Genomic DNA, 23,179 nt, shown 5'->3' with positions numbered 1-23,179 from the left:
GCCAAGAACTCAGACCTCGGAACAGGAGAACACTCCCATGACTGCAAACCCGAACACCCAGGCGCTCTCCGATGTGGGCGTCTCCATCTGGCTCGACGATCTCTCCCGCGAGCGGCTGAACTCCGGATCGCTGGCCAAGCTCATCGAGACCCACAACGTGGTCGGCGTGACCACCAACCCGACGATCTTCGAGTCCGCGCTGCAGAACGGCGAGGCCTACGAGCAGCAGCTCTCCGAGCTGGCCGCCAAGGGTGCCGACGCTGAGCAGGCGGTCTTCGAGATCACCACCTCCGATGTGCGTGAGGCCTGCGACGTCTTCGCCGACGTGCACGCCGCCACCGACGGTGTGGACGGCCGCGTGTCCATCGAGGTGGACCCGCGCATGGCTCGCGACGCCCAGGCGACCATCGCAGAGGCCAAGCGTCTCTACGAGGCGGTGGGCCGCGAGAACGTGTTGATCAAGATCCCCGCCACGGTGGAGGGAATCGAGGCCATCGCAGCGACCATCGCCGAGGGCATCAGCGTCAACGTGACCCTGATCTTCTCGCTGGAGCGCTACCGCGCGGTCATCAACGCCTTCATGCTCGGCCTGGAGAAGGCGCACGCCGCCGGCAAGGACATCTCGAAGATCCACTCGGTGGCCTCCTTCTTCGTCTCCCGCGTAGACGGTGAGGTCGACAAGCGCCTGGAGCTCGCCGCTGAGGAGGGCAAGCCGGGCACCGAGAAGCTGCGCAGCCAGGCAGCCATCGCCAACGCCCGTCTGGCCCACCAGATCGCCGGCGAGTCCTTCAGCTCCGAGCGCTGGCAGCTGCTGGCCGAGCGCGGCGGCCGCCCGCAGCGTCTGCTGCTGGCCTCCACCGGCACCAAGGACCCGAACCTCTCGGACACCCTCTACGTGACCGAACTGGCCGCGGCCGGCGTCGTGAACACCATGCCGGAGAAGACGCTGAACGCTCTGGCAGACCACGGTGAGATCGACGGCGACACCATGACCGACACCTACGTGGAGTCCAACCGCGTGCTCGACGGCATCTCCGCCGCCGGCATCAGCTACCGTGAGGTGGTCGATCACCTGGAGACCGACGGACTGGCCAAGTTCGACAAGTCCTGGGAGGGCCTGCTCGGCACCATCACCGAGGGCCTCAAGCGCAACGACGGCTGAGGCTGTCCGCCCCGTACGGTGCCCCGCCCCGCTCGCCGGAGGCCGGGGCACCGGTCAGGGCCGACAGCCTGGCCCTTCACCCGAAAGGACGCACACATCATGAGTTCGCTTTCGCTGAGCCTGCGCGGCGCCGCCCGCGAAGCCGCCGATCACCACGTCCCCGGACTGGTGGACCACGAGTTCGCCTCCCGGCTGGCGGCCCAGGACCACACCCTGTGGGGCCCTGCCGCTGAGGACGAGGCCTCGAAGCGTCTGGGGTGGGTCAGCCTCTTCGAGGGCTCCCGCCCGCTGCTGCCCCGCATCACCGCACTGCGCGAGGAGCTCGCCGCCGAGGGTGTGGACCGCGTGGTCCTGGCCGGCATGGGCGGCTCCTCCCTCGCCCCCGAGGTCATCTGCGCCACCGACGGCGTGGAACTGACCGTGCTGGACTCCACCGATCCGCAGCAGGTCTCCGCCGTCATCGCCGAGGGCCTGGAGCGCACCGTGCTGGTGGTCTCCTCCAAGTCCGGCTCCACCGTGGAGACCGACTCCCAGCGCCGGATCGTCCAGCAGGCCCTGACCAAGGCCGGCATCGACGCCCAGTCCCGCACTGTGGTGGTCACCGATCCGGGCTCCCCGCTGGCCGAGCAGTCCGCCGAGGCCGGTGTCCGCGCCGTCTTCGAGGCCGACCCCAGCGTGGGCGGCCGCTACTCAGCGCTCACCGCCTTCGGCCTGGTCCCAGCCGGACTGGCCGGCGCCGATGTGGAGGCGCTGCTGGAGGAGGCCGAGGAGACCATGGCCGTGCTGGCCGAAGATGACTCCTCCAACCCGGGCCTGCAGCTGGGCTCGGCCATCGGCGGCTCGCTCTCGGAGCGTCCCGCCGGCATCCTGCGCAATAAACTCGTCATCACCGACGTCGGCTCCCCGCTGGTGGGCCTGGGTGCGTGGATCGAGCAGCTCATCGCCGAGTCCACCGGCAAGGAGGGCACCGGCGTGCTCCCGGTCATCGTGGCCGACGGCGAGCCGGAGCTGCACACCGACGCCGATGACGTGCTGATCGCCGAGATCATCGATGTGGACGCCGAGGACGGCGCCTCGGTGGACGGCGACGCCGCCGACACTGTGGTCAGCCCGCATACGGTGCGCACCGGCGGCAGCCTGGGTGCCCAGTTCATGCTCTGGGAGATCGCCACCGCCGTGGCCGGCTCCCTGCTGGGAATCAACCCCTTCGACCAGCCCGATGTCGAGTCCGCCAAGAAGGCCGCCCGCGGCCTGCTGAACTCCCCCGCTCCGGAGACCGCCGAGCCGGTGGTGGACGGCGCCGTGGAGATCCGCGTCTCCGGCACCGATAAGGTCACCGGAAGCACCGTCTCCGAGGTGCTGGGCTCCCTGCTGAAGCAGCTGCCCTCCGACGGTTACCTGGCTGTGATGGCCTATCTGGACCGCATCGCTGAGGCCCACCTGGAGGACCTCCGTCCGCAGCTGGCCGCCGCAGCCGGTCGTCCCACCACCTTCGGCTGGGGCCCACGATTCCTGCACTCCACCGGCCAGTTCCATAAGGGTGGCCCGCATGTGGGTGTGTTCCTGCAGATCACCGCAGGCGCCGCCGAGGACCTCGAGGTCCCGGAGCGGCCCTTCACCCTGGGCAAGCTCATCGCCGCCCAGGCCGACGGCGACGCCCAGGTGTTGGCCGGGCACGGCATGCCCGTGGTCCAGCTGCGCCTGAAGGACCGCGCCGCCGGCCTGCAGCAGCTCACCGACGCCGTCGACTCGCTCTCCTGAGCAGGAGGAACCAGCCGGATATGAAGAACGGCAACCCGCTGCGCGATCTCCGCGATCGCCGGCTGAACCGGATCGCAGGACCCAGCGCCATGGTGATGTTCGGCGTGACCGGCGACCTGGCCCGCAAGAAGCTGCTCCCGGCGATCTATGACCTGGCCAACCGGGGGCTGCTGCCGCCGAGCTTCTCGCTGGTGGGCTTCGGACGCCGCGACTGGACCCATGAGCAGTTCGCCGAGGAGGTCTTGGGCCATGTGAAGGCCTCGGCGCGCACCGAGTTCGACCAGCGCGTCTGGGACCAGCTCTCCACGGGGCTGCGCTTCGTCCAGGGCGAAGGCTTCGACGACGACGATGCCTTCGCCCGGCTCGGCGAGACGCTGACGGAGCTGGAGACCTCCCGCGGCACCCGCGGGAACCACGCCTTCTACCTCTCCATCCCGCCGAACTCCTTCGAAGTGGTCTGCCAGAAGCTGGCCGCCCACGGGCTGGCCTCCCGCGATCAGGTTCAGTCGCCGTCGAGCTCCGGAAGGAAGCCCTGGAGCCGGGTGGTCATCGAGAAGCCCTTCGGCCACGATCTGGAGTCCGCCCGCGAGCTCAACCGTGTGGTGGAGGAGGTCTTCCCGCCGGATGCGGTCTTCCGCATCGACCACTACCTGGGCAAGGAGACCGTCCAGAACCTGCTGGCGCTGCGCTTCGCCAATCAGCTCTTCGAGCCGCTGTGGAACAACCAGCATGTGGACCACGTCCAGATCACCATGGCCGAGGACATCGGCATCGGCGGACGGGCCAGCTACTACGACGGCGTGGGCGCGGCCCGCGACGTCATCCAGAACCATCTGCTCCAGCTGCTGGCGCTCACCGCCATGGAGGAGCCCATCTCCTTCGACGCGGATCATCTGCGCGCCGAGAAGGAAAAGGTGCTGGCCGCGGTGAAGCTGCCCGAGGACCTCGGCGCCGCCTCCGCGCGCGGACAGTACGCCTCCGGCTGGCAGGGCGGTGAGAAGGTGGTCGGCTTCCTCGACGAGGAGGGCTTCAACCCGGAGTCCAAGACCGAGACCTACGCCGCGCTGAAGCTGGATATCAACACCCGCCGCTGGGCCGGTGTCCCCTTCTACCTGCGGGCCGGCAAGCGTTTGGGACGCCGGGTCACCGAGATCGCAGTGATCCTCAAACGCGCCCCCAACCTGCTCTTTCAGGACCACGACGACGACGAGTTCGGCCAGAACGCCGTAGTCATCCGTGTGCAGCCGGATGAGGGCGCCACCATCCGCTTCGCCTCCAAAGTGCCCGGCACCCAGATGGAGGTCCGCGATGTGACCATGGACTTCGGCTACGGCCACGCCTTCACCGAGGACAGCCCGGAGGCCTATGAGCGCCTCATCCTGGACGTCCTGCTGGGCGAGCCGCCGCTGTTCCCCCGGCATGAGGAGGTCGAACTCTCCTGGAAGATCCTCGATCCCTTCGAGGAGCATTGGGAGTCCCTGGAGTCTCAGCCGGAGCCCTACGCCCCCGGAAGCTGGGGCCCGAATTCCGCCCATGAGCTGCTGGCCCGCGACGGACGCACCTGGCGCAGGCCCTGAGAAAGAGGTCGCAATGATCGTCGACATCCCTGACACCACCACCTCCAAGGTCTCCAAGAAGCTCGCCGAGCTGCGTGAGGACGGCGGCGTGGTCGCCCTGACCCGCGTGCTGACCCTGGTGATCCTGGCGTCGAAGGACAATGCGGAGCCGGCCATCGCCGCGGCGAACCTCGCCTCGCGCGAGCATCCCTGCCGGATCATCGTGCTGGCCTCCGGGAGCTCCTCCGAGGAGACCCGGCTGGACGCCCAGATCCGTGTGGGCGGCGACGCCGGCGCCTCCGAGGTGCTCATCCTCAACGCCGGCGGCGAGCTGGCCGAGCAGTCCGAAGCGATGATCTCCGCGCTGCTGCTGCCCGATGCGCCCATCGTGGCCTGGTGGGCCGAAGAGGTGCCGGAGGACGTCGGCGCCACCCCCATCGGCCGCATCGCACACCGCCGGATCACCGACAGCGCGATGGCCGCAGCCCCGGTGGCGACTCTGGAGCGGTTGGCCAGCAACTACGGCGACGGCGACACCGATCTCGCCTGGACCCGGCTGACCGGCTGGCGCATCCAGCTGGCCAGCATCCTGGACTCCAAGGACGCCAGCACCGTGACCGGCGTGACCGTGGAGACTCCTCCGGAGCTGCCCAGCGCCGTGCTGCTGGCGGGCTGGCTGCAGATGTCCCTGCAGGTCCCGGTGACGCTGAAGCGCAGCGCCACCGCCAACGGGCTGAGCAGCGTGCGTCTGCACCTGCGCGACAGCAGCCGCGGCGGGAACGAGATCGTGCTCACCCGGCCCGAGGGCGACATCGCGTCCCTGCACCTTCCCGACGGCCCGGTGCAGCAGGTCCCCATGCCGCACCGCACCTTGGAGGACTGCCTGGCCGAGGAGCTGCGCAGGCTCGACGCCGATGAAGTCTTCGGCGAGGTGCTGACCCGCGGCCTGCCCGCCATGGACCTCGACGTCTGCCGCGCCACGGCCTGAACCCCGTCCCACCAGACCCGATCCCCGACCTCCGACACGAAGGGCGCCGCCATGCCAGCACTGAACACCTCTGCCGCAGCTCCGCGCACAGAGATCTACTCGGACAAGGACACTGTGGTCCGCACTGTGGCCGAGCGGCTGCTGGCCGTGCTGGTCGACGAGATCCACACCTACGGCGTGGCCCATGCCGCGCTGACCGGCGGCGGAGCCGGCATCGCCGTGCTGGAGCACCTTCGCCAGCTGGCCGGGACCCCCGGTGCTGAGAAGCCGGACTGGGCCAAGGTCCACTTCTGGTGGGGCGATGAGCGCCTGCTCCCCACCCAGGACGGTGAGCGCAATGCCAAGCAGGCCGCCGATGCGCTGACCGACGCCCTGGTCTCCGAACACGGTTTGCCGGAGGAGAACCTGCACCCCATGCCCAGCTCCGAAGAGGCCGCGAGCCCTCAGGTGGGCGCTGAGATGTATGCCGAGCAGCTGGCAGCCCACGCCGAGGAGGGCGGTCGCTCCGGTCTGGCCCTGCCGCGCTTCGCCGTGATCCTGCTGGGCGTGGGGCCCGACGGCCATATCGCCAGCCTCTTCCCCGGCAAAGAGTCCCTGGAGGTCACCGGACGCACCACAGTGGGCGAGGAGGACTCCCCCAAGCCTCCGCCGCCGCGGGTCTCGCTGACCTTCGACGCCATCCACTCCGCCGAGCGTGTGTGGACCGTGGTGTCCGGCGAGGACAAGGCTGAGGCCGCCGGCCTGGCCTTCCGCCAGGAGACCGCTGTGGAGCAGATCCCGGCCAAGAACGCCCGCGGCTCGGCCGAGACCATCTGGCATCTGGACAAACCCGCCGCCTCGAAGCTCTGAACGAGTTCATCCCCTCCTCAGCCCGGTCTCGCCTGCCGGTCATCTGCGGTTCACCTGCTCTGAGCAGAATTGATCGGCACTGCGCGTACGCGCTCCACCGGATGAAGAGGGACTATGACACAGACTCTACGACGTCGGGCCGCACTGGGGACCACCGCTCTGGCGGGGCTGCTGCTGAGCGCCTGCGGCACCGGCGACGACGGCTCTGGGGCCACCACGATCACGCTCTACACCTCCGAGCCTCAGGAGAAGATCGACGAGCTTCTGGCCGACTTCGCCCAGGTGGAGCCCGATATCGAGGTAGAGGTCTTCCGTGCGGGCACCGGTGATCTGACGGCCCGCCTGGAGACAGACCTGAACGCCGGAGATCCCGGCGCCGATGTCTTCCTGGCCGCCGATGCTCCCACCTTCGAAGGGTTCAAGGAGGACGGCCTGCTCATGGAACTGGACTCCGAGGAGCTCGACGCCGTCCCCGACCAGTGGCAGGACCCCGAGGGCCAGTATGTGGGCACCCGAATCATCCCCACCGTCATCGCCTACAACACCGCAGAGTACGACGCCGCCCCGGCCTCTTGGCAGGAGCTCACCGAAGCGGAGTACGACGGTCAGATCACCCTGCCGGATCCGGCCGTCTCCGGTGCCGCCGCCTTCAATGCCGCAGTCTGGTACCTCCAGGACGATCTGGGCGAGGACTGGTTCGCAGACCTCGGGGGCAACTCCCCCGTGATCGCCGAGTCCAACGGACCGGTTGGCCAGTCGGTGGCCGAGGGCAGCCAGCCGGTGGGCGTCGTGGTGGACTTCATGATGCGTGATCTGCACGACGCCGGCTCCCCTGCGGCGGTCTCGTATCCCGAGGAGGGTGTCCCCTACATCTACCAGCCCATCGGGATCTTCGAGGCCACGGAGGAGGCCGAGGCGGCCCAGGCCTTCGTTGACTATGTGATCAGCCAGCGCGGCCAGGAGTATGCCGTGGAGCAGAACTACCTGCCCGTCCGCGAGGATGCGGGAACCCCTGAGGGCGCCCCGAGGCTGGATGAGATCAGCTTCATGGAGGAGGGCCTCTCCGAGATCACCGAGGTCCAGGGCGAGGCGCTGGATGCCTTCGACTCGACTGTGGGAGGCTGAGCGGGCGCTGCCCGCACTGGGCCTGATCAACGCCGGCCTGTGGCTCTTCTGCCTGACCGTGGTGCTGGTGCCGCTGGGCACCGTCGCCCTCTACGGTCTGGCCAGCGGACGGTTGGAGGAGCTCGCCGAGCCGGAGGTCGCGGCGGCAGCCTGGAACAGCCTCAGCTCCGCTGTCCTCTCCGGAGCCCTCGCCGTGCTGATCGCCCTGGGGCTGGTACTGGTCATCGAGCACACCCGGCTGCCCGGCCGCGCGACGCTGCGCATCCTGGCGCTGAGTCCCCTGCTGATCCCGCCCTTCATCGGGGCGATCAGCTGGATCGGTCTCTTCGGCCCCTCCGGGATGATCAACAGCGCCGCCGAGGGCCTCATCGGGCGCCCGCTGTGGAGCATCTACGGCGGGGACGGGGTGATCCTGCTGCTGGCTCTGCACGCCTACCCCATCGCCTATCTGCTGCTGACCGCGGCGTTGGCGAGGATCCCTGCCGAGCTGGAGGAGGCAGCCCGAGCCTCCGGAGCCGGGTCCCGGCGCGCACTGGCCCACATCACCCTGCCGCTGCTGCGACCGGCTCTGATCTCCTCCTTCGTGCTGGTCACCGTCTCCAACCTCGCCGACTTCGGCATCCCCGCCCTGGTGGGCGCACCCGAGCGCTACGAGACGCTGGCCACCATCGCCTACCGCTTCGTGCGCTCAGGCACCGTGGACAACTCGGTGGAGCTGGCGGCCTGCGTCGGCGTCGTGCTGCTGCTCATGGTGGCCGCAGGCATGCTTCTGATCCGGCGCTTCTCCCGGGCTTCCTATGCCCTGGAGCCCTCGGTCTCCCGCGCTGCGCCGCTGGCGCTGAAGCGGCCCTGGCTGCTGGGCGGGACCACCTGGGCCGCGGTGCTGGGCATCACCGCCCTGCCGCTGAGCGCTCTGCTCATCCAGGCGCTGCTGCCGGCGCCAGGCATGGAGCTGAGCTGGGAAAACCTGAGCCTGGGCAACTTCAGCTCAGTGTTGGAGAGCCCCTGGGCGGCTGAGGGCACGCAGCTGAGCCTGAGCCTGGCGCTGGGTGCCGCGCTGATCACCGGCGTCGTGGGGCTGGCCATCGGCACAGTGATGACCCGGACCTCGCTGCCCGGACGCAGCCTGCTGCGCAAGGTCTCCCTGCTGCCGCTGGCGGTGCCCGGACTGATCGTGGCTGTGGGCTGGCTGCTCCTGGCCCCGCATCTGGGCCTCTACAACAGCCCTTGGCTGATCCTCTGGGCCTATGTCATGTCCTTCCTGGCGCTGGTGGTGCAGGCCATCGAGGCGCCGCTGCGCTCCACCTCCCCCGCCCTGGAGGAGGCCGCGCGGGTCAGCGGTGCCTCTGCGCTGCGCGCCTTCAGCGACGTCTCCGTGCGGCTTGCCCTGCCCGCGGCAGCGGCCGGCGCACTGCTGGTGCTGCTGACCGCCGTGCGCGAGCTGACCATCTCCGCCCTGCTCCTGGCCCCGAACGCCCAGACCCTGGGCGTGGCCATCTTCAACCTGCAGCAGGCCGGCTCCTACGGCTCCGCCGCCGCCCTCTCGGTGCTGGTCACCGTGGCAGGGCTGCTGGGCATGGGGCTGATCACCCGCCGTCTGCATACCCGATGAGAGGAACCCCAGGATGAGTTCAGTCCGTTTCGATGCCGTGGACGTGGTCTTCGAGGACGGCCACCGGGCCTTGGACGCAGTGATCCTGCACATCGCCGACGGGGAGATCATCGCCCTGGTGGGGCCCTCGGGCTCCGGCAAGACCACGCTGCTGCGCAGCCTGGCCGGTTTCACCGCTCCGAGCCGCGGGCGGATCAGCATCGACGAGCAGGTGGTGTCCTCTTCCGAGCACAGCACGGCGGTGGAGCACCGCGGCCTGGGCATGGTCTTCCAGCAGCACGCCCTGTGGCCGCATATGAAGGTGGGCGAGAACATCGGATACCCGCTGCGTCTGGCCGGGATCCGCGGCGGCGATCGCCGTCGCCGGGTGGAGGAGGCGCTGGAGATGGTGGGCCTGGCCGGGATGGCCGGCCGGCGTCCTGACCAGCTCTCAGGCGGACAGCGGCAGCGGGTGGCTCTTGCACGGGCCATCATCCATGAACCGCGTGTGCTGCTGCTGGATGAGGCTCTCTCCGCGCTGGATGAGCCGCTGCGCGCCTCCCTGCGGGCGCAGCTGCAGTCCATGTCCAGACGGCTGGGGCTCACGGTCCTTCACGTCACCCACGACCGGTCGGAGGCCCTGGCGGTGGCGGACCGGATCGTGGTGCTGGACCAGGGGCGCATCCAGCAGATCGGATGCCCGGATGAGCTGATGGAGCGGCCGGCCACGGGCTTCGTGGCCCAGTTCCTGCAGGACGCGGCGCTGCTCCACGGGGAGCTGAGAGCCGAAGGGTTCCGCTGTGCAGAGATGAAGCTTCAGGTGCCGCGGGAGAGCATCTCTCAGCCGCAGGACGACGGATCAGCGGCAGATTCCGGCGGATCACGCGCCGGAGTGCTGGCAGTGGCCCCGCATCATGTGATCCTCTCCCCTGCCGAGGGCGATGATGCTCAGGGGGCTGAGGCGGAGGTGGTCTCGAGCCTCTACGGCCGGCACGCCCATGACGTGGAGGTCAGCTGGGCAGGCAGACGGCTGCGCGGCGAGACGGTGGGATGGCGTCCGGCACCCGGTGAGCGGGTGCGGGCGGAGGTGAACGGTGGAGTGTTCTTCTCAGGCGGTGACCTGGATGAGCAGACCCAGGGTGACCACGATCAGGCCCCAGAGGATCCCCAAGGTGATGGTGAGTCGGTTCAGGTTCCGCTCGGCCACACCGGAGGATCCCAGTGAGGAGGTCACGCCGCCGCCGAACATATCGGACATGCCGCCGCCGCGACCCTTGTGCAGGAGGATCAGCAGAATCAGCAGCAGGCTGATCAGGGCCAGGGTGACCTGGAGAGCGAGGGACAGTGCGGTCACAGCGACCTTTCGTGACGACTAGCGGGAAAAGTACCAGCTACCAGGATAACGCCTCGCTGAGGACGAGGCGTCATCCCGGCATCACCTGGACTCACTCCGTGACGAGATGCTTCTCGAAGGAGACGATGTTGGCGAACTCTTCGGCCTCCAGGCTCGCGCCGCCCACCAGGGCGCCGTCCACATCGGCACCCTTGAGGATGGAGGCGACGTTCTTGGCCTTGACCGAGCCGCCGTAGAGGATGCGGATGCTGTCTGCGAACTCCTGGGAGTAGAGCTCTGCCAGCTTGGCGCGGATGGCCGCGGACATCTCCTGGGCGTCCTCCGGGCCGGCCACCTTGCCGGTGCCGATGGCCCAGACGGGCTCATAGGCCACGATCAGCTCGGAGAGCTCCTCGGCGGAGAGACCCTTGAGCGCCTCCGCAAGCTGGGCCAGCGTATGCTCGATGTGCTGGCCGGACTCGCGGACCTCCAGGCCCTCGCCCACGCAGAGCATGGGGGCCAGACTGTGGCGCAGGGCCGCACGGATCTTGGAGTTCAGCAGCTCATCGCTCTCACCGTGGATCTCGCGGCGCTCCGAGTGGCCGATCAGCACCTGGCTGCAGCCGAGCTTGTTCAGGAACTGCCCGGAGATGTCTCCGGTGTAGGCGCCGGAGTCCTGGTCCGAGAGGTCCTGGGCTCCGTAGTCGATGCCCAGCTTATCTCCGGCGACCAGCGTCTGGACTCCGCGCAGATCGGTGAACGGCGGGAACACAGAGACCTGCACGCGCTCGTAGTCATGACCGGCGTCGTCCAGGGTCCATGCCAGCTTCTGGACCAGCGCGATGGCCTGCATGTGGTCCATGTTCATCTTCCAGTTGCCGGCGATCAGCGGGCGACGGACGAATTTCCCGTCCTTCTGGGTGGTCATATCAGGATGTCCTTCCGTGGTGTTCAGGCAGTGAGGGCGTCGATGCCGGGCAGGTCCTTGCCCTCGAGATACTCGAGGCTGGCGCCGCCGCCGGTGGAGATATGGCCGAAGGCCTCCTCGTCGAAGCCGAGGAGGCGCACCGCCGCGGCGGAGTCGCCGCCGCCGACCACGGTGAAGCCGTCGGTCTCGGTGAGCGCCTGGGCCACAGAAGCGGTGCCCCCGGCGAAGGCCTCCATCTCGAACACGCCCATGGGGCCGTTCCAGAAGATGGTCTTGGAGGCCTTGATCTGCTCGGCGAAGGCCTTCGCCGACTCCGGACCGATGTCCAGGCCCAGCGCCTCGGCGCCATGCTTGCCGGTCTCCAGCTCGCCCACCGGCAGCACCTCGTGCTCGGCGTCGGCGGCGAAGGAGGCGGCCATGACGATGTCGGTGGGGAAGATCAGCCGGCAGCCGCTCTCCTCGGCGAGCTTCACGAAGCCCTTCGCGGTCTCCAGCTTGTCCTCCTCCACCAAGGACTTGCCGATGTCATAGCCCAGGGCCTTGGCGAAGGTGAAGACCATGCCGCCGCCGATGAGCAGCGCGTCGGCCTTGGGGATCAGGTTCTCGATGACGGCGAGCTTATCGGAGACCTTGGAGCCGCCGAGCACCACGGTGTAGGGGCGCTTCGGGGACTCGGTGAGACGCTGGAGGACCTTGAGCTCAGTGGCCACGAGGTCGCCCTGATAGACGGGCAGACGGCTCGCGATGTCGTAGACCGAGGCGTGCTTGCGGTGCACTGCGCCGAAGGCGTCGTTGACATACGCGCCGCCGGAGCCGACCAGTGCGGCCAGCTCCTCGGCGAGTTCCTGACGCTCGGCGTCCTCCTTGGAGGTCTCGCGGGCGTCGAAGCGCACGTTCTCCAGCAGCAGGATCTCGCCCTCGCCCAGGGAGTCGGCGGCGGAACGGGCGCTCCCGCCCACCAGGTCATCGGCGCGGCGGATGGTGACCTCGGTCAGCTCACCCATGCGGGCGGCCACCGGGGCCAGGGAGAACTCGGAGGTGGGCTCGCCCTTGGGACGGCCCAGATGGGCGGTCACGATGACCTTGGCGCCGGCCTGGGCCAGCTTCTCCAGAACCGGGAGGGAGGCGCGGATGCGGCCGTCGTCGGTGACGATGCGCGCCTCGCCCTCCTTCTTCAAGGGGACGTTGAGGTCCGAGCGGACCAGAACCGTGCGGCCGGAGACTCCGGCCTCGAGCAGGGCATCGAGCGTATTTCTGGCAGTCATGGGATCAGGTTACCAATCGTCGTCAGACAGAAGAGGTGCCCCGGGCCGGAGCCCGGGACACCCCACTGGATCACGCCGTCGCAGGCGCGGTGGTCAGCGTGCTCAGAGCTTGCCGGCCACGTAGGAGGCCATCTCCACCAGGCGGGAGGAGTAGCCGTACTCGTTGTCGTACCAGGAGAAGACCTTGACGGTGTTGCCGATGACCTTGGTCAGCGGTGCGTCGAAGATGCTGGCGTGCGGGTCGCCCACGATGTCGGTGGAGACGATCGGGTCCTCGTTGTAGGACAGGACGCCCTTCAGCGGGCCCTCAGCGGCCTTCTTGAAGGCTGCGTTGACGTCGTCAGCGGTGACGCCGTCCTTCTCGATGGTCACGGTCAGGTCGGTGCCGGAGCCGGTGATGGTGGGCACGCGGACTGCGAAGCCGTCGAGCTTGCCGTCCACCTCGGGGACGACCAGGCCGATGGCCGCTGCCGCACCGGTGGAGGTGGGCACCATGTTCACGCCTGCCGCACGGGCACGGCGGGCGTCGCTGTGCGGTGCGTCGTGCAGGCGCTGGTCACCGGTGTAGGCGTGGATGGTGGTCATCAGGCCCTCGACGATGCCGAACTCGTCGTTGAGAACCTTGGCCAGCGGCGCCAGGCAGTTGGTGGTGCAGGACGCGTTGGAGATGACCGTGTGGTTCTCGGCGTCGTAGGTGTCCTCGTTGATGCCGAGGACGAAGGTGCCGTCCACGCCCTTGCCGGGTGCGGAGACGATGACCTTCTTGGCGCCGGCCTCCAGATGCTTGCCTGCGGCCTCCTTGGTGGTGAAGAAGCCGGTGGACTCGATGACGATGTCCACGTCCAACTCGCCCCAGGGCAGGTTGGCCGGGTCGCGGTCCGAGAGCAGGCGGATCTTCTTGCCGCCGACCACCAGGTTCTCACCGTCCAGCGAGACGTCCTGAGGGAAACGGCCCAGCACGGAGTCGTACTTGGTCAGGGTGACCAGAGCCTTCGGGTCGGTGAGGTCGTTGATGGCCACCAGCTCCAGGTCGGAGTTCTGGTCCTCCAGCACACGCAGGACGTTGCGGCCGATGCGCCCGAAACCGTTGATCGCGATCTTTGTCGCCATATGTTCCCTTTCGTTTTTGCCTCAAGACATGCGTTGGGGATCAGCAGGACGGCCAAAGCCGATCCCACTGACCCCCAACAACATCGTTGTTCTCAGGTTGCCTGTAGAACGCAGTTTTTATTTATCGCAGACTATTCTGTCACGTCGATCAGGGCGTGACCAGCTTGGCCGCGCCGGACCGAGCCGAGTCGAAGCGGGAGGCGACGTCGTCCCAGTTGACGATGTTCCAGAAGGCCTTCACGTAGTCCGGCTTCACGTTCTGATAGTCCAGGTAGAAGGCGTGCTCCCACATGTCCAGCATCAGCAGCGGGGTGGTGGCCACCGGCACGCCGTTCTGCTGGTCGTAGAACTGCTCGATCACCAGGTTGCCGCCGATGGGCTCGTAGGCGAGGATCGCCCAGCCCGAGCCCTGGATGGTCAGTGCGGCCTGGGTGAACTGGGCCTGGAACTTCTCGAAGGAGCCGAAGTACTCATCGATGGCTGCGGCCAGCTCGCCCTCGGGACGGCCCTGACCGTTGGGGGTCAGGTTCTTCCAGAAGATGGAGTGGTTGGTGTGACCACCCAGGTTGAACTGCAGATTCTTCAGCAGCAGCGGAGTGGAGGCGTAGTCCTCCTTCTCGCGAGCCTCGGCCAGCTTCTCCAGCGCGGTGTTCGCGCCGCCCACGTAGGTGTTGTGGTGCTTGGAGTGGTGCAGCTCCATGATGCGGCCCGAGATGTGGGGCTCCAGAGCGCCATAGTCGTAGTCGAGTTCCGGAAGGGTGTACTCAGCCATGATCTTCCTCCTTATGAGATGGGTTCCGCCCCTCATCCTATGCCGATAGGCATCAGGCAGAAAGAGCACTACGCACTATGAACGAGGTGTTCACCCAGGGAGGAAATCCCGAACGGGAAAGGAGATTTTAGGGGTGACTAATTCTCCAGCATGTCTGAAGTCACATTGGCCTCGGTGCCGGGGATCTCCAGCTCAGAGGCCTTCTTATCAGCCATGGCCAACAGGCGGCGGATCCGTCCTGCGATGGCGTCCTTGGTCATCGGCGGATCAGCCAGCCGGCCCAGCTCGTCCAGGGAAGCCTGCTTATGGGCCAGGCGAAGCTCTCCGGCGTACTTGAGGTGATCGGGGACGTCCTCCCCCAGGATCTCCAGGGCGCGCTCCACCCGGGCACCGGCGGCCACAGCGGCCTGGGCCGAGCGACGCAGGTTGGCGTCGTCGAAGTTGGCCAGGCGGTTGGCGGTGGCCCGAACCTCTTTGCGCATCCGACGCTCCTCCCAGATCAGCAGCGTCTGGTGGGCGCCCATACGGGTGAGCAGCTGGGCGATGGAGTCGCCGTCGCGGATGACCACGCGGTCCACATTGCGCACCTCGCGCGCCTTGGCGGTGATGCCCAGGCGACGGGCGGAGCCGACCAGCGCCAGAGCGGCCTCCGGACCGGGGCAGGTGACCTCCAGGGAGGAGGAGCGGCCGGGTTCGGTGAGCGAGCCGTGGGCCAGGAACGCTCCGCGCCAGACGGCGACGGCGTCGGCCACCGAACCGTTGACGATGACCGAGGGCAGGCCGCGCACCGGGCGGCCCCGGGCGTCCAGGAGTCCGGTCTGGCGCGCCAGGGTCTCCCCCTCGCGCACCACGCGGACCACATAGCGGGAGCCCTTCTTCAGGCCGTTTCCGGAGACCACGATGATCTCGCTGTCGTGTCCGTAGACCTCGGCGATGGCGGCGCGCAGGCGGCGGGCCGAGGCGGCTTGGTCAAGTTCTGCCTCGATGACGATGCGCCCGGAGATGATGTGCAGTCCGCCGGCGAAACGGAGCATCGAGGAGACCTCTGCCTTCCGCTCGGAGGTGGTCTCCGCCTCTTGGCGAGAGAGCTCTTCCTTGACCGATTCGGTCAGCGCCATGTGATCGATCCCCTGAGTCTTCCGGTTGTGTCAGCCCCGCTATGCTACTGGATTCCCCGATGAGGGCCTCAATGCCCTGATTCAGGTTCCTTCCAGCTGCTGCAGAGCCTGGTCAGCTGCTGAACACCTCGTTCAGTGCGATCGCCAGCCGGAGCGGGTCATGGACGTCGGGACGGTCCGCCGAACGGACCTCCTGGTAGACGACCTGCGCTCCGATCTGCGCGGCGACCTCCTGGAACGCCTCCCTCTCAGACTGCTTCACCGACTCCGGATCGGCCAAGATCCGGTCGATCCGGATCTGCGGGGCATAGTGGTGCAGCACCCGCAGATGGTCCGCCGGGGACATGCCCGCCGTCTCGTCGGTCTCTGCGATGAGGTTCATCACGATACATCGCTTGGCCTCTGTCTCATACAGTGCGGTCCTCATCGCCTCCAGCAGCAGATGTGGCAGCACGGAGGTGTACCAGGATCCGGGGCCGAAGACCACCCAGTCGCTGAGCTCGATGGCGTTGAGCGCCTCCGCGCAGGCCTCCGCCTGGGCGGGGTGGATCTCGACATCGGAGAGCCTGCCCATCCGTCCGGCCCTGGCCAGCTCCACCTGGGAGTCGATGCGCACCGGTTCGGCGTCAGGCTCAGCACTGATATCCGAGCCGCCCTCGGACCCGATCTGGGCCGGCGGGTGGACCAGTCCGGACATGGTCAGCGGCTGACGCGACATGGGCAGCACCTGGCCGCGGGCTCCCAGCAGAGCTCCGGCCCAGCGCAGTCCGTCCACGGGGTCGCCGATGAGCTCCCAGAGCGCCACGATGAGCAGGTTTCCCATGGCGTGGTCGTCCAGGCTGCCGGTCACCCCGTCCTTGGAGCGGAAGCGGTGCTGCATGACCTGGGCCCAGGTCTGGCCCCATTCGGTGTCATCGCACAGGGCGGCCAGAGCCATGCGCAGATCCCCAGGGGGCAGCACGTCCATGTCCTGGCGGATCCTGCCGGAGGAGCCGCCGTCGTCAGCCACGGTGACGATGGCGGTCAGATGTTCGGCGGCGATGATGCGCAGCGCCTTCAGGGTGGCGGAGAGACCGTGGCCCCCGCCCAGGGCGGAGACCCGGAAGACGGATTTCTTCACGCCTTCACTCCCGTCCGAGATCGCGGTGCACCGTGTTGACCGTGACATTGGGCTGCTGATCCAGGCGGCGGGCCAGCTCCTCCGAGATGGCCACGGAGCGGTGCTTGCCACCGGTGCAGCCCACGGCGAGGGTGGCGTAGTGCTTGTTCTCCCGGCGGTAGCCCTCCAGCACCGGGAGCAGGGCATCCACGTAGCGGTCCACGAACTCGCCGGCTCCCTGGTTCTCCAGGACGTAGTCTCGGACCTCCGCATCCTGACCGGTCAGCGGACGCAGCTCAGGCACCCAGTGCGGGTTGGGGATGAAGCGCACATCGGCCACAAAGTTGGCATCGGCGGGCACACCGTATTTGAATCCGAAGCTCATGACGTTCAGCCGCAGCTGGATGGGGCCGTCGGCGGCGAAGAGGTCGTTCATCGAATTGGCCAGGCCGTGGACGTTGAGCGAGCTGGTGTCCAGGACCACCTCGGCCCCGCCCTTGATGTCCTTGAGCAGGTCGCGCTCGGCGATGATCCCGTCAAGGATCCGTCCGGAGCCCTGCAGCGGATGCGGGCGGCGGCCCTGTTCGAAGCGGCGGACCAGCAGCTCGTCCGAGGCGTCCAGGAAGAGCATCCGGTAGTTGATGCCGGAGGCCTTCACCTGGGCCAGGGCATCCTGGATGTTGGTGAACAGTCCACGGCTGCGCACATCGAGGACCACGGCCAGCTTCTCCACCGAGCCCGGATGCCGCGCGATGATGTCCATCATGGTGGTGATCAGCTCCGGCGGGAGCCCCTCCACCACGTACCACCCCATGTCCTCCAAGGCGTGGGCGGCTGTGGTGCGCCCGGCCCCGGACATACCGGTGAGAATCAGAAGTTCGTTCTCCGGAGGCTTCACCGGGGTCAGGGCATCACCATTGCTCATAGGACGACCTTATCTACTCCTGCTGCAGGTGGTCGAGAATCTTCTCCGCCGTGGCCAGGCCGATGCCGGGCACCTCGGCCACCTCCTCGGCGGTGGCCTCGCGCAGCTTGGCCACCGAGCCGAAATGCTCGACGACGGCGGCGCGGCGGGCCGGGCCCAGCCCGGGCACCTCGTCCAGGGCGGAGGCGGTCATCTGCTGGGACCGCTTGGAGCGGTGATAGGCGATGGCGAAGCGGTGGGCCTCATCGCGGATCCGCTGGAGCATGTAGAGCGCCTCGGAGCTGCGCGGGAGCACCAGCGGGAAGTCGTCGTCGGGAAGCCAGATCTCCTCGAGCCGCTTGGCCAGCCCCACCACCGGAAGATCGGTGATGCCCAGCTCTTCCAGGGCGGCGGCCGCCGCGTTGACCTGCGGCTGTCCGCCGTCCACCACCACCAACGACGGCGGATAGGCGAAGCGCCCGCGCTCTTCCTCGGCCTCGGCCTCGGCGTCCACCTCTCCAGAGACCGGGGCCGCCTCACCGGATTCGGCCTGCTCCTTCAGATACCGGGAGAAGCGCCGGGTGATCACATCGTGCATGGCCGAGGTGTCGTCCCGGGCGGCCTCCCCACGGATGGAGAAACGGCGGTAATCCTTCTTCTTGGGCAGCCCGTCCTCCAGCACCACCATGGAGGCCACCACATTGGTGCCCCCGGTGTGGGAGATGTCGAAGCATTCGATGCGCAGCAGCGGCTCAGGCGCCCCCAGGGACTCCTGGAGCTCGCGCAGCGCGGCCGAGCGGGTGGTGATGTCCGAGCTGCGCCGGGCCTTGTGCAGTGCCAGGGCTTGGTCCGCGTTCTCCTTCACCGTGCCCAGCAGGGAGGCCTTGTCTCCGCGCTGGGGCACCCGCAGGTCCGCTCGAGCCCCGCGGAGCTGACGCAGCCAGGTGCTGATCTCCTCGGCGTTCTCCGGAAGCTCCGGGACCAGCACCTCGCGCGGGATGCGCTCGGTGTCCGGGATGGCGCCGTAGACCTGCAGGAGCAGCTGTTCGACCATGGCGGCGGCGTCGGTCTCCTCCACCTTCTCCACCACCCAGCCGCGCTGGCCGCGGATCCGTCCCTGCCGGACGTGGAAGACCTGGGCGGCGGCCTCCAGCTCGTCCTCTGCGAAGGCGAAGATATCGGCGTCGGTCTCCTCGGAGAGCACCACTGCGTTGCGCTCGAAGACCCGGCGCAGAGCCTCCAGGTCATCACGGTGCCGGGCGGCGTCCTCGTAGCGCAGCTCCGAGACGGCGTCCTTCATCTGCCGCTCGATCCGGCGCATATGCGGCCCCGGGCGTCCGGCCATGACCTCCACAAACTCCTCGGCCAGGGCGCGGTGGTCCTCCTCGGAGATGTTGCCCACGCAGGGAGCAGAGCATTTGTCGATATAGCCCAGCAGGCACGGGCGGCCGGAGGCCTGGGCGCGGCGGAAGACGCCGGCGGAGCAGCTGCGCACCGGGAAGACCCGCAGCATGGTGTCCACGGTCTCGCGGATGGCCTTGGCGGGGTGGAAGGGACCGAAGTAGCGGACCCCGGGCTTCTTGTCCCCGCGCATGACCTGGACCCGCGGGAACTTCTCGTTCATGGTGACCGCGAGGTACGGATAGGACTTATCGTCCCGATACATGATGTTGAACCGGGGCGTGTGCTGCTTGATCCAGGTGTACTCCAGCTGGATGGCCTCCAGCTCGGAGCCCACCACAGTCCACTCCACCCGCGAGGCGGCGTGGACCATGGCGTAGGTCTTGGGGTGCAGCGTGGCCACCCGGGCGAAATAGGAGTTCAGCCGGGACCGCAGGTTCTTGGCCTTGCCCACGTAGACCACTCGGCCGTGAGGATCCAAGAAGCGGTAGACCCCGGGCGAGGTGGGAATCTCGCCCGGCTGAGGTCGGTAGGAGGCGGGATCAGCCATCGGCTCAGTCCCCGGCCTCGCTCCCGCCGGCCGGCGGGCTGTTGTAGCTGTCCACGCGCTCCTGCCCAGAGAGCTCCGCGATGGCCTCCATGATCTGGGCGGTGGCCTCGCGGCGTGCGGGCAGGGGGTGCCGCTCCCCCAGCTTTTCGAACTGCAGGGGCTGACCCATATGCATCTCGAAGCGGTGCGGACGGATGGCGGAGGAGTCTGCGGCCTGCAGATGTTCGGTGCCCTTCAGCCCCACCGGTACGACAGGCAGGCCGGTGGCCACGGCCAGCCAGCCCACGCCGGTCTTGCCGCGGTAGAGACGGCCATCGCGGCTGCGGGTCCCCTCCGGGTAGATTCCGACGCCGTGGCCCTCCGAAGCGATCCGGCCCAGCCCGTACAGGGCCTCCACGGAGGCGGCCTTGCGGTCACGCTCCACGGGGACCGAGCCCACTGATTCGAAGAAGGTCTTCATGGCGCGCCCCTTCAGCCCGGGTTGGGTGAAGTACTCGGCCTTGGCGAAGAAGCTCACCGGGCGCGGGGAGATGGCCTGGATGAGCACGGAGTCCAAGAAGGACAGGTGGTTGGAGGCCACGATGAACCCGCCCTCGGCGGGCACGTCGTCCAATCCGGTGATGACCGGGCGGCAGGAGATGCGGACGATCCCCGCAAAGGTCTTACGGATGGCGTCATGGGTGACCACACGCTTCTCGCCGGGGAATGCCTCTGCTGAACTCACCACGGAATCATAACAACGGCTTGAGGAAGGCACCGGTGTGGGAGCCGGTCTCCTCGGCCGTCTGAGCCACATCTTCGGGAGTTCCCTCCACCAGGATGCGTCCGCCTCCGGTGCCGCCCTCCGGGCCCAGGTCGATGAGCCAGTCGGCGGATTTGATGACGTCCAGGTTGTGCTCGATGGTCACCACAGTGTTGCCCTTGTCCACCAGACCCTGGAGGACGTTGAGCAGCTTGCGGATGTCCTCGAAGTGCAGGCCGGTGGTGGGCTCGTCCAGCACGTAGATGGAGCGACCGTTGGAGCGCTTCTGCAGCTCGGTGGCCAGCTTCACGCGCTGCGCCTCACCGCCGGAGAGCGTGGTGGCCGCCTGGCCCAGGCGCACATAGCCCAGCCCCACGTCCACCAGCGTGTTCAGGTGCCGTGCGATCGGGGCGAAGGCGGAGAAGAACTCGGCGGCCTCCTCGATCGGCATGTCCAGGACCTCGGCGATGGACTTGCCCTTATAGAGGACCTCGAGGGTCTCCCGGTTGTAGCGCTCGCCTTGGCAGACTTCGCACGGGACGTAGACGTCTGGCAGGAAGTTCATCTCGATCTTCAGCGTGCCGTCGCCGGAGCAGGACTCGCAGCGGCCGCCCTTGATGTTGAAGGAGAATCGGCCCGGCTGATAGCCGCGCGTCTTGGCCTCCTGCGTCTCTGCGAAGAGCTTACGGATGTGGTCGAACACGCCGGTGTAGGTGGCCGGGTTGGAGCGCGGGGTCCGGCCGATGGGGCTCTGGTCCACGTGGATGATCTTGTCCAGGTGGTCCACGCCGTCGATCCGCCGATGCCGTCCGGGCACCTGCTTGGCGTTGTTGAGCCTATTGGCCAGCGACTTGTAGAGGATCTCGTTGATCAGTGTGGACTTGCCGGAGCCGGAGACGCCGGTGACGCCCAGGAAGACGCCCAGCGGCACGTCCACGGAGACGTCCTGCAGGTTGTTCTCATAGGCCTCGACGATCTGCAGGCTGCGCTCGGGGTCCAGCGGGCGGCGCTCCTGGGGCACTGCGATGGAGCGGCGGCCCGAGAGGTAGTCGCCGGTGATGGACTTCTCGTTATCCCGCAGCCCCTGCACGGAGCCGGAGTGGACGATCTCGCCGCCGCGCTCCCCTGCCCCGGGCCCGATGTCCACGATCCAGTCGGCCTCGGCGATGGTGTCCTCGTCATGTTCCACCACGATGAGGGTGTTGCCGAGGTCGCGCAGCCGGGTGAGTGTCTGGATGAGCCGGGTGTTGTCGCGCTGATGCAGGCCGATGGAGGGCTCGTCCAGCACGTAGAGCACGCCCACCAGGCCGGAGCCGATCTGGGTGGCCAGTCGGATGCGCTGAGCCTCACCGCCGGAGAGCGTGCCGGCGGCCCGCTCCAGGTTGAGGTATCCCAAGCCGACGTCGAGCAGGAAGTCCAGCCGCGCGTGGATCTCCTTGAGCACCTGGTCTGCGATCTGCGCGTCACGGGCCGACAGGGTCATCCCGCGGAAGAACTCTGCGGTCTCGTCCAGCGGCAGGCGGGCGATCTCTGCGATGGAGCGTCCCTCCACCAGCACCGACAGCGAGGCAGGGTTCAGCCGCTGGCCGTCGCAGTCCGGGCAGGGGATCTGGCGCATGTACTGCTCATAGCGGTCACGCGCGTTGTCGGACTCGACCTCTTCATACTTCCGGGCGATATAGCCGATGACGCCTTCGAAGCCGGTGGAGTAGCGGCGCTCCCGGCCCCAGCGGTTCCGGTACTGGACGGTGACCTGATAGTTCCGCCCGTGCAGCAGCGCCTTCTGGACCTTCTTGGACAGGTCCTTCCACGGGGTGCGCAGTGAGAAGTCCAGCTCATCGGCCAGACCACCCATGATGCGCAACCAGTACTCCTTGGTGCCCTTGCCCATGGCCCAGGGCGCGATGGCTCCGTCCTCCAGGGTCAGCGAATCGTCCGGGACCACCAGCTCCGGGTCCACCTCGAGACGGGAGCCGATGCCGGAGCAGGTCTGGCAGGCGCCGAAGGGAGAGTTGAAGGAGAAGGAGCGGGGCTCGATCTCGTCGATCTCCAGAGGGTGCTCATTGGGGCAGGCCAGGTTTTCGGAGAAGGATCGCAGCTTGGGGCCGGCCAGACCCTCGGGCACGCGGTCGGGGTCGGACGGTGTGCCGTCCTCCTCCAGGTCCACCAGGTCGATCACCACGCGGCCCTCGGCCAGCTTCAGCGCGGTCTCCACCGAGTCGGTGAGGCGCTGGCGCATGCCCTCGCGGATGACCAGACGGTCGATGACCACGTCGATGGTGTGCTTGTACTGCTTCTCCAGCGTAGGCGGCTCGTTGAGCTGAATGACCTCGCCGTCCACCACGGCGCGGGCGAAGCCCTGCCCGGCCAGATCGCGGAAGAGATCCTTGAACTCGCCCTTGCGACCGCGGACCACCGGCGCCAGGACCTGGAAGCGGGTCCTCTCCGGGAAGGTGAGCACCTGGTCCACGATCTGCTGTGGGGTCTGCCGGTCGATCTTCTCCCCGCAGACCGGGCAGTGGGGCACGCCGATGCGCGCCCAGAGCAGACGCAGATAGTCGTGGATCTCGGTGACCGTTCCCACGGTGGAGCGCGGGTTGCGTGAAGTGGACTTCTGGTCGATGGAGACCGCCGGTGAGAGGCCTTCGATGAAGTCGATGTCCGGCTTGTCCACCCGCCCAAGGAATTGGCGGGCGTAGGCGGAGAGGGACTCGACGTAGCGGCGCTGCCCCTCGGCGAAGATGGTGTCGAAGGCGAGCGAGGACTTTCCGGAGCCGGAGAGTCCGGTGAAGACGATGAAGGAGTTGCGCGGCAGCTCGACGCCGACGTCCTTCAGGTTGTGCTCGCGAGCACCCTGCACCACGATCTCGGTCGCTTCAGCTCTAGTCTCAGACACGCGCACAAGTCTAAGCACAGAGGCACCTT

At 67.9% G+C, this 23,179-nt stretch carries 19 protein-coding genes; 8 read left to right on the top strand and 11 right to left on the bottom strand.

Going from position 1 to position 23,179, the window contains the following annotated elements:
* The first annotated feature begins 37 nt into the window (after positions 1–37).
* From tal to IEW85_RS03470, 8 genes are all read left to right on the top strand, one after another.
* Positions 38–1,162 (top strand): transaldolase, encoded by a 1,125-nt coding sequence (gene tal / locus IEW85_RS03505; protein ID WP_188682738.1) that lies wholly within the window; start codon positions 38–40, stop codon positions 1,160–1,162.
* Positions 1,163–1,261: 99 nt separating this feature from the next.
* Positions 1,262–2,923, top strand: coding sequence for a phosphoglucose isomerase-related protein (locus IEW85_RS03500; protein ID WP_188682737.1), 1,662 nt, complete (start codon positions 1,262–1,264; stop codon positions 2,921–2,923).
* Between the two features lie 20 nt (positions 2,924–2,943).
* A complete protein-coding gene (zwf, locus tag IEW85_RS03495) occupies positions 2,944–4,500 on the top strand; it encodes a glucose-6-phosphate dehydrogenase (protein ID WP_188682736.1) in 1,557 nt (518 codons plus the stop codon).
* 13 nt (positions 4,501–4,513) lie between these two features.
* Entirely contained in the window at positions 4,514–5,467 is a 954-nt protein-coding gene (locus IEW85_RS03490) for a glucose-6-phosphate dehydrogenase assembly protein OpcA (RefSeq protein WP_188682735.1), read from the top strand.
* Between the two features lie 51 nt (positions 5,468–5,518).
* Complete coding sequence (pgl, locus tag IEW85_RS03485) at positions 5,519–6,316, top strand: 6-phosphogluconolactonase (protein ID WP_188682734.1); 798 nt, start codon at positions 5,519–5,521, stop codon at positions 6,314–6,316.
* Positions 6,317–6,430: 114 nt separating this feature from the next.
* Complete coding sequence (locus IEW85_RS03480; RefSeq protein ID WP_188682733.1) at positions 6,431–7,441, top strand: ABC transporter substrate-binding protein; 1,011 nt, start codon at positions 6,431–6,433, stop codon at positions 7,439–7,441.
* Positions 7,413–9,053 (top strand): ABC transporter permease, encoded by a 1,641-nt coding sequence (locus IEW85_RS03475; protein WP_229658753.1) that lies wholly within the window; start codon positions 7,413–7,415, stop codon positions 9,051–9,053. The genes IEW85_RS03480 and IEW85_RS03475 overlap by 29 nt, the downstream gene beginning before the upstream one ends.
* A gap of 13 nt (positions 9,054–9,066) precedes the next feature.
* A complete protein-coding gene (locus tag IEW85_RS03470) occupies positions 9,067–10,257 on the top strand; it encodes an ABC transporter ATP-binding protein (RefSeq protein ID WP_188682731.1) in 1,191 nt (396 codons plus the stop codon).
* On the opposite strand, the gene secG is transcribed toward IEW85_RS03470, so the two are convergent.
* The 11 genes from secG to uvrA all read right to left on the bottom strand — a co-directional run bounded on the left by secG (position 10,141) and on the right by uvrA (position 23,150).
* On the bottom strand, positions 10,141–10,386 hold the full coding sequence (secG, locus tag IEW85_RS03465) for a preprotein translocase subunit SecG (RefSeq protein ID WP_188682730.1): 246 nt from the start codon (positions 10,384–10,386) through the stop codon (positions 10,141–10,143). The genes IEW85_RS03470 and secG overlap by 117 nt on opposite strands.
* Positions 10,387–10,477: 91 nt before the next feature.
* Positions 10,478–11,293, bottom strand: coding sequence for a triose-phosphate isomerase (gene tpiA, locus IEW85_RS03460; RefSeq protein ID WP_188682729.1), 816 nt, complete (start codon positions 11,291–11,293; stop codon positions 10,478–10,480).
* 23 nt (positions 11,294–11,316) lie between these two features.
* On the bottom strand, positions 11,317–12,558 hold the full coding sequence (locus IEW85_RS03455) for a phosphoglycerate kinase (RefSeq protein WP_188682728.1): 1,242 nt from the start codon (positions 12,556–12,558) through the stop codon (positions 11,317–11,319).
* A 102-nt stretch (positions 12,559–12,660) separates the two neighbouring features.
* Positions 12,661–13,668, bottom strand: a complete 1,008-nt coding sequence (gene gap / locus IEW85_RS03450) for a type I glyceraldehyde-3-phosphate dehydrogenase (protein WP_188682727.1) — start codon at positions 13,666–13,668, stop codon at positions 12,661–12,663.
* 148 nt (positions 13,669–13,816) lie between these two features.
* Positions 13,817–14,440, bottom strand: coding sequence for a superoxide dismutase (locus IEW85_RS03445; RefSeq protein WP_188682726.1), 624 nt, complete (start codon positions 14,438–14,440; stop codon positions 13,817–13,819).
* A gap of 137 nt (positions 14,441–14,577) precedes the next feature.
* Entirely contained in the window at positions 14,578–15,558 is a 981-nt protein-coding gene (gene whiA, locus IEW85_RS03440; RefSeq protein ID WP_188682725.1) for a DNA-binding protein WhiA, read from the bottom strand.
* Positions 15,559–15,670: 112 nt separating this feature from the next.
* Complete coding sequence (locus tag IEW85_RS03435; protein ID WP_188682724.1) at positions 15,671–16,726, bottom strand: gluconeogenesis factor YvcK family protein; 1,056 nt, start codon at positions 16,724–16,726, stop codon at positions 15,671–15,673.
* Positions 16,683–17,582, bottom strand: coding sequence for an RNase adapter RapZ (rapZ, locus tag IEW85_RS03430; protein ID WP_188682723.1), 900 nt, complete (start codon positions 17,580–17,582; stop codon positions 16,683–16,685). Before rapZ ends, IEW85_RS03435 begins: the two co-directional genes overlap by 44 nt.
* 13 nt (positions 17,583–17,595) lie before the next feature.
* Positions 17,596–19,512: an excinuclease ABC subunit UvrC gene (gene uvrC, locus IEW85_RS03425; RefSeq protein WP_188682722.1), complete on the bottom strand. Its 1,917-nt coding sequence runs from the start codon at positions 19,510–19,512 to the stop codon at positions 17,596–17,598.
* Positions 19,513–19,516: 4 nt separating this feature from the next.
* Positions 19,517–20,200: a lysophospholipid acyltransferase family protein gene (locus IEW85_RS03420; protein WP_188682976.1), complete on the bottom strand. Its 684-nt coding sequence runs from the start codon at positions 20,198–20,200 to the stop codon at positions 19,517–19,519.
* Positions 20,201–20,243: 43 nt separating this feature from the next.
* Positions 20,244–23,150 (bottom strand): excinuclease ABC subunit UvrA, encoded by a 2,907-nt coding sequence (gene uvrA, locus IEW85_RS03415; RefSeq protein ID WP_229658751.1) that lies wholly within the window; start codon positions 23,148–23,150, stop codon positions 20,244–20,246.
* Positions 23,151–23,179 lie beyond the last annotated feature (29 nt).

It is taken from the genome of Nesterenkonia cremea (genome assembly GCF_014642675.1).
GTDB classification, from domain to species: Bacteria; Actinomycetota; Actinomycetes; order Actinomycetales; family Micrococcaceae; genus Nesterenkonia; species Nesterenkonia cremea.
This window is presented reverse-complemented; position numbering and strand designations above follow the sequence as displayed.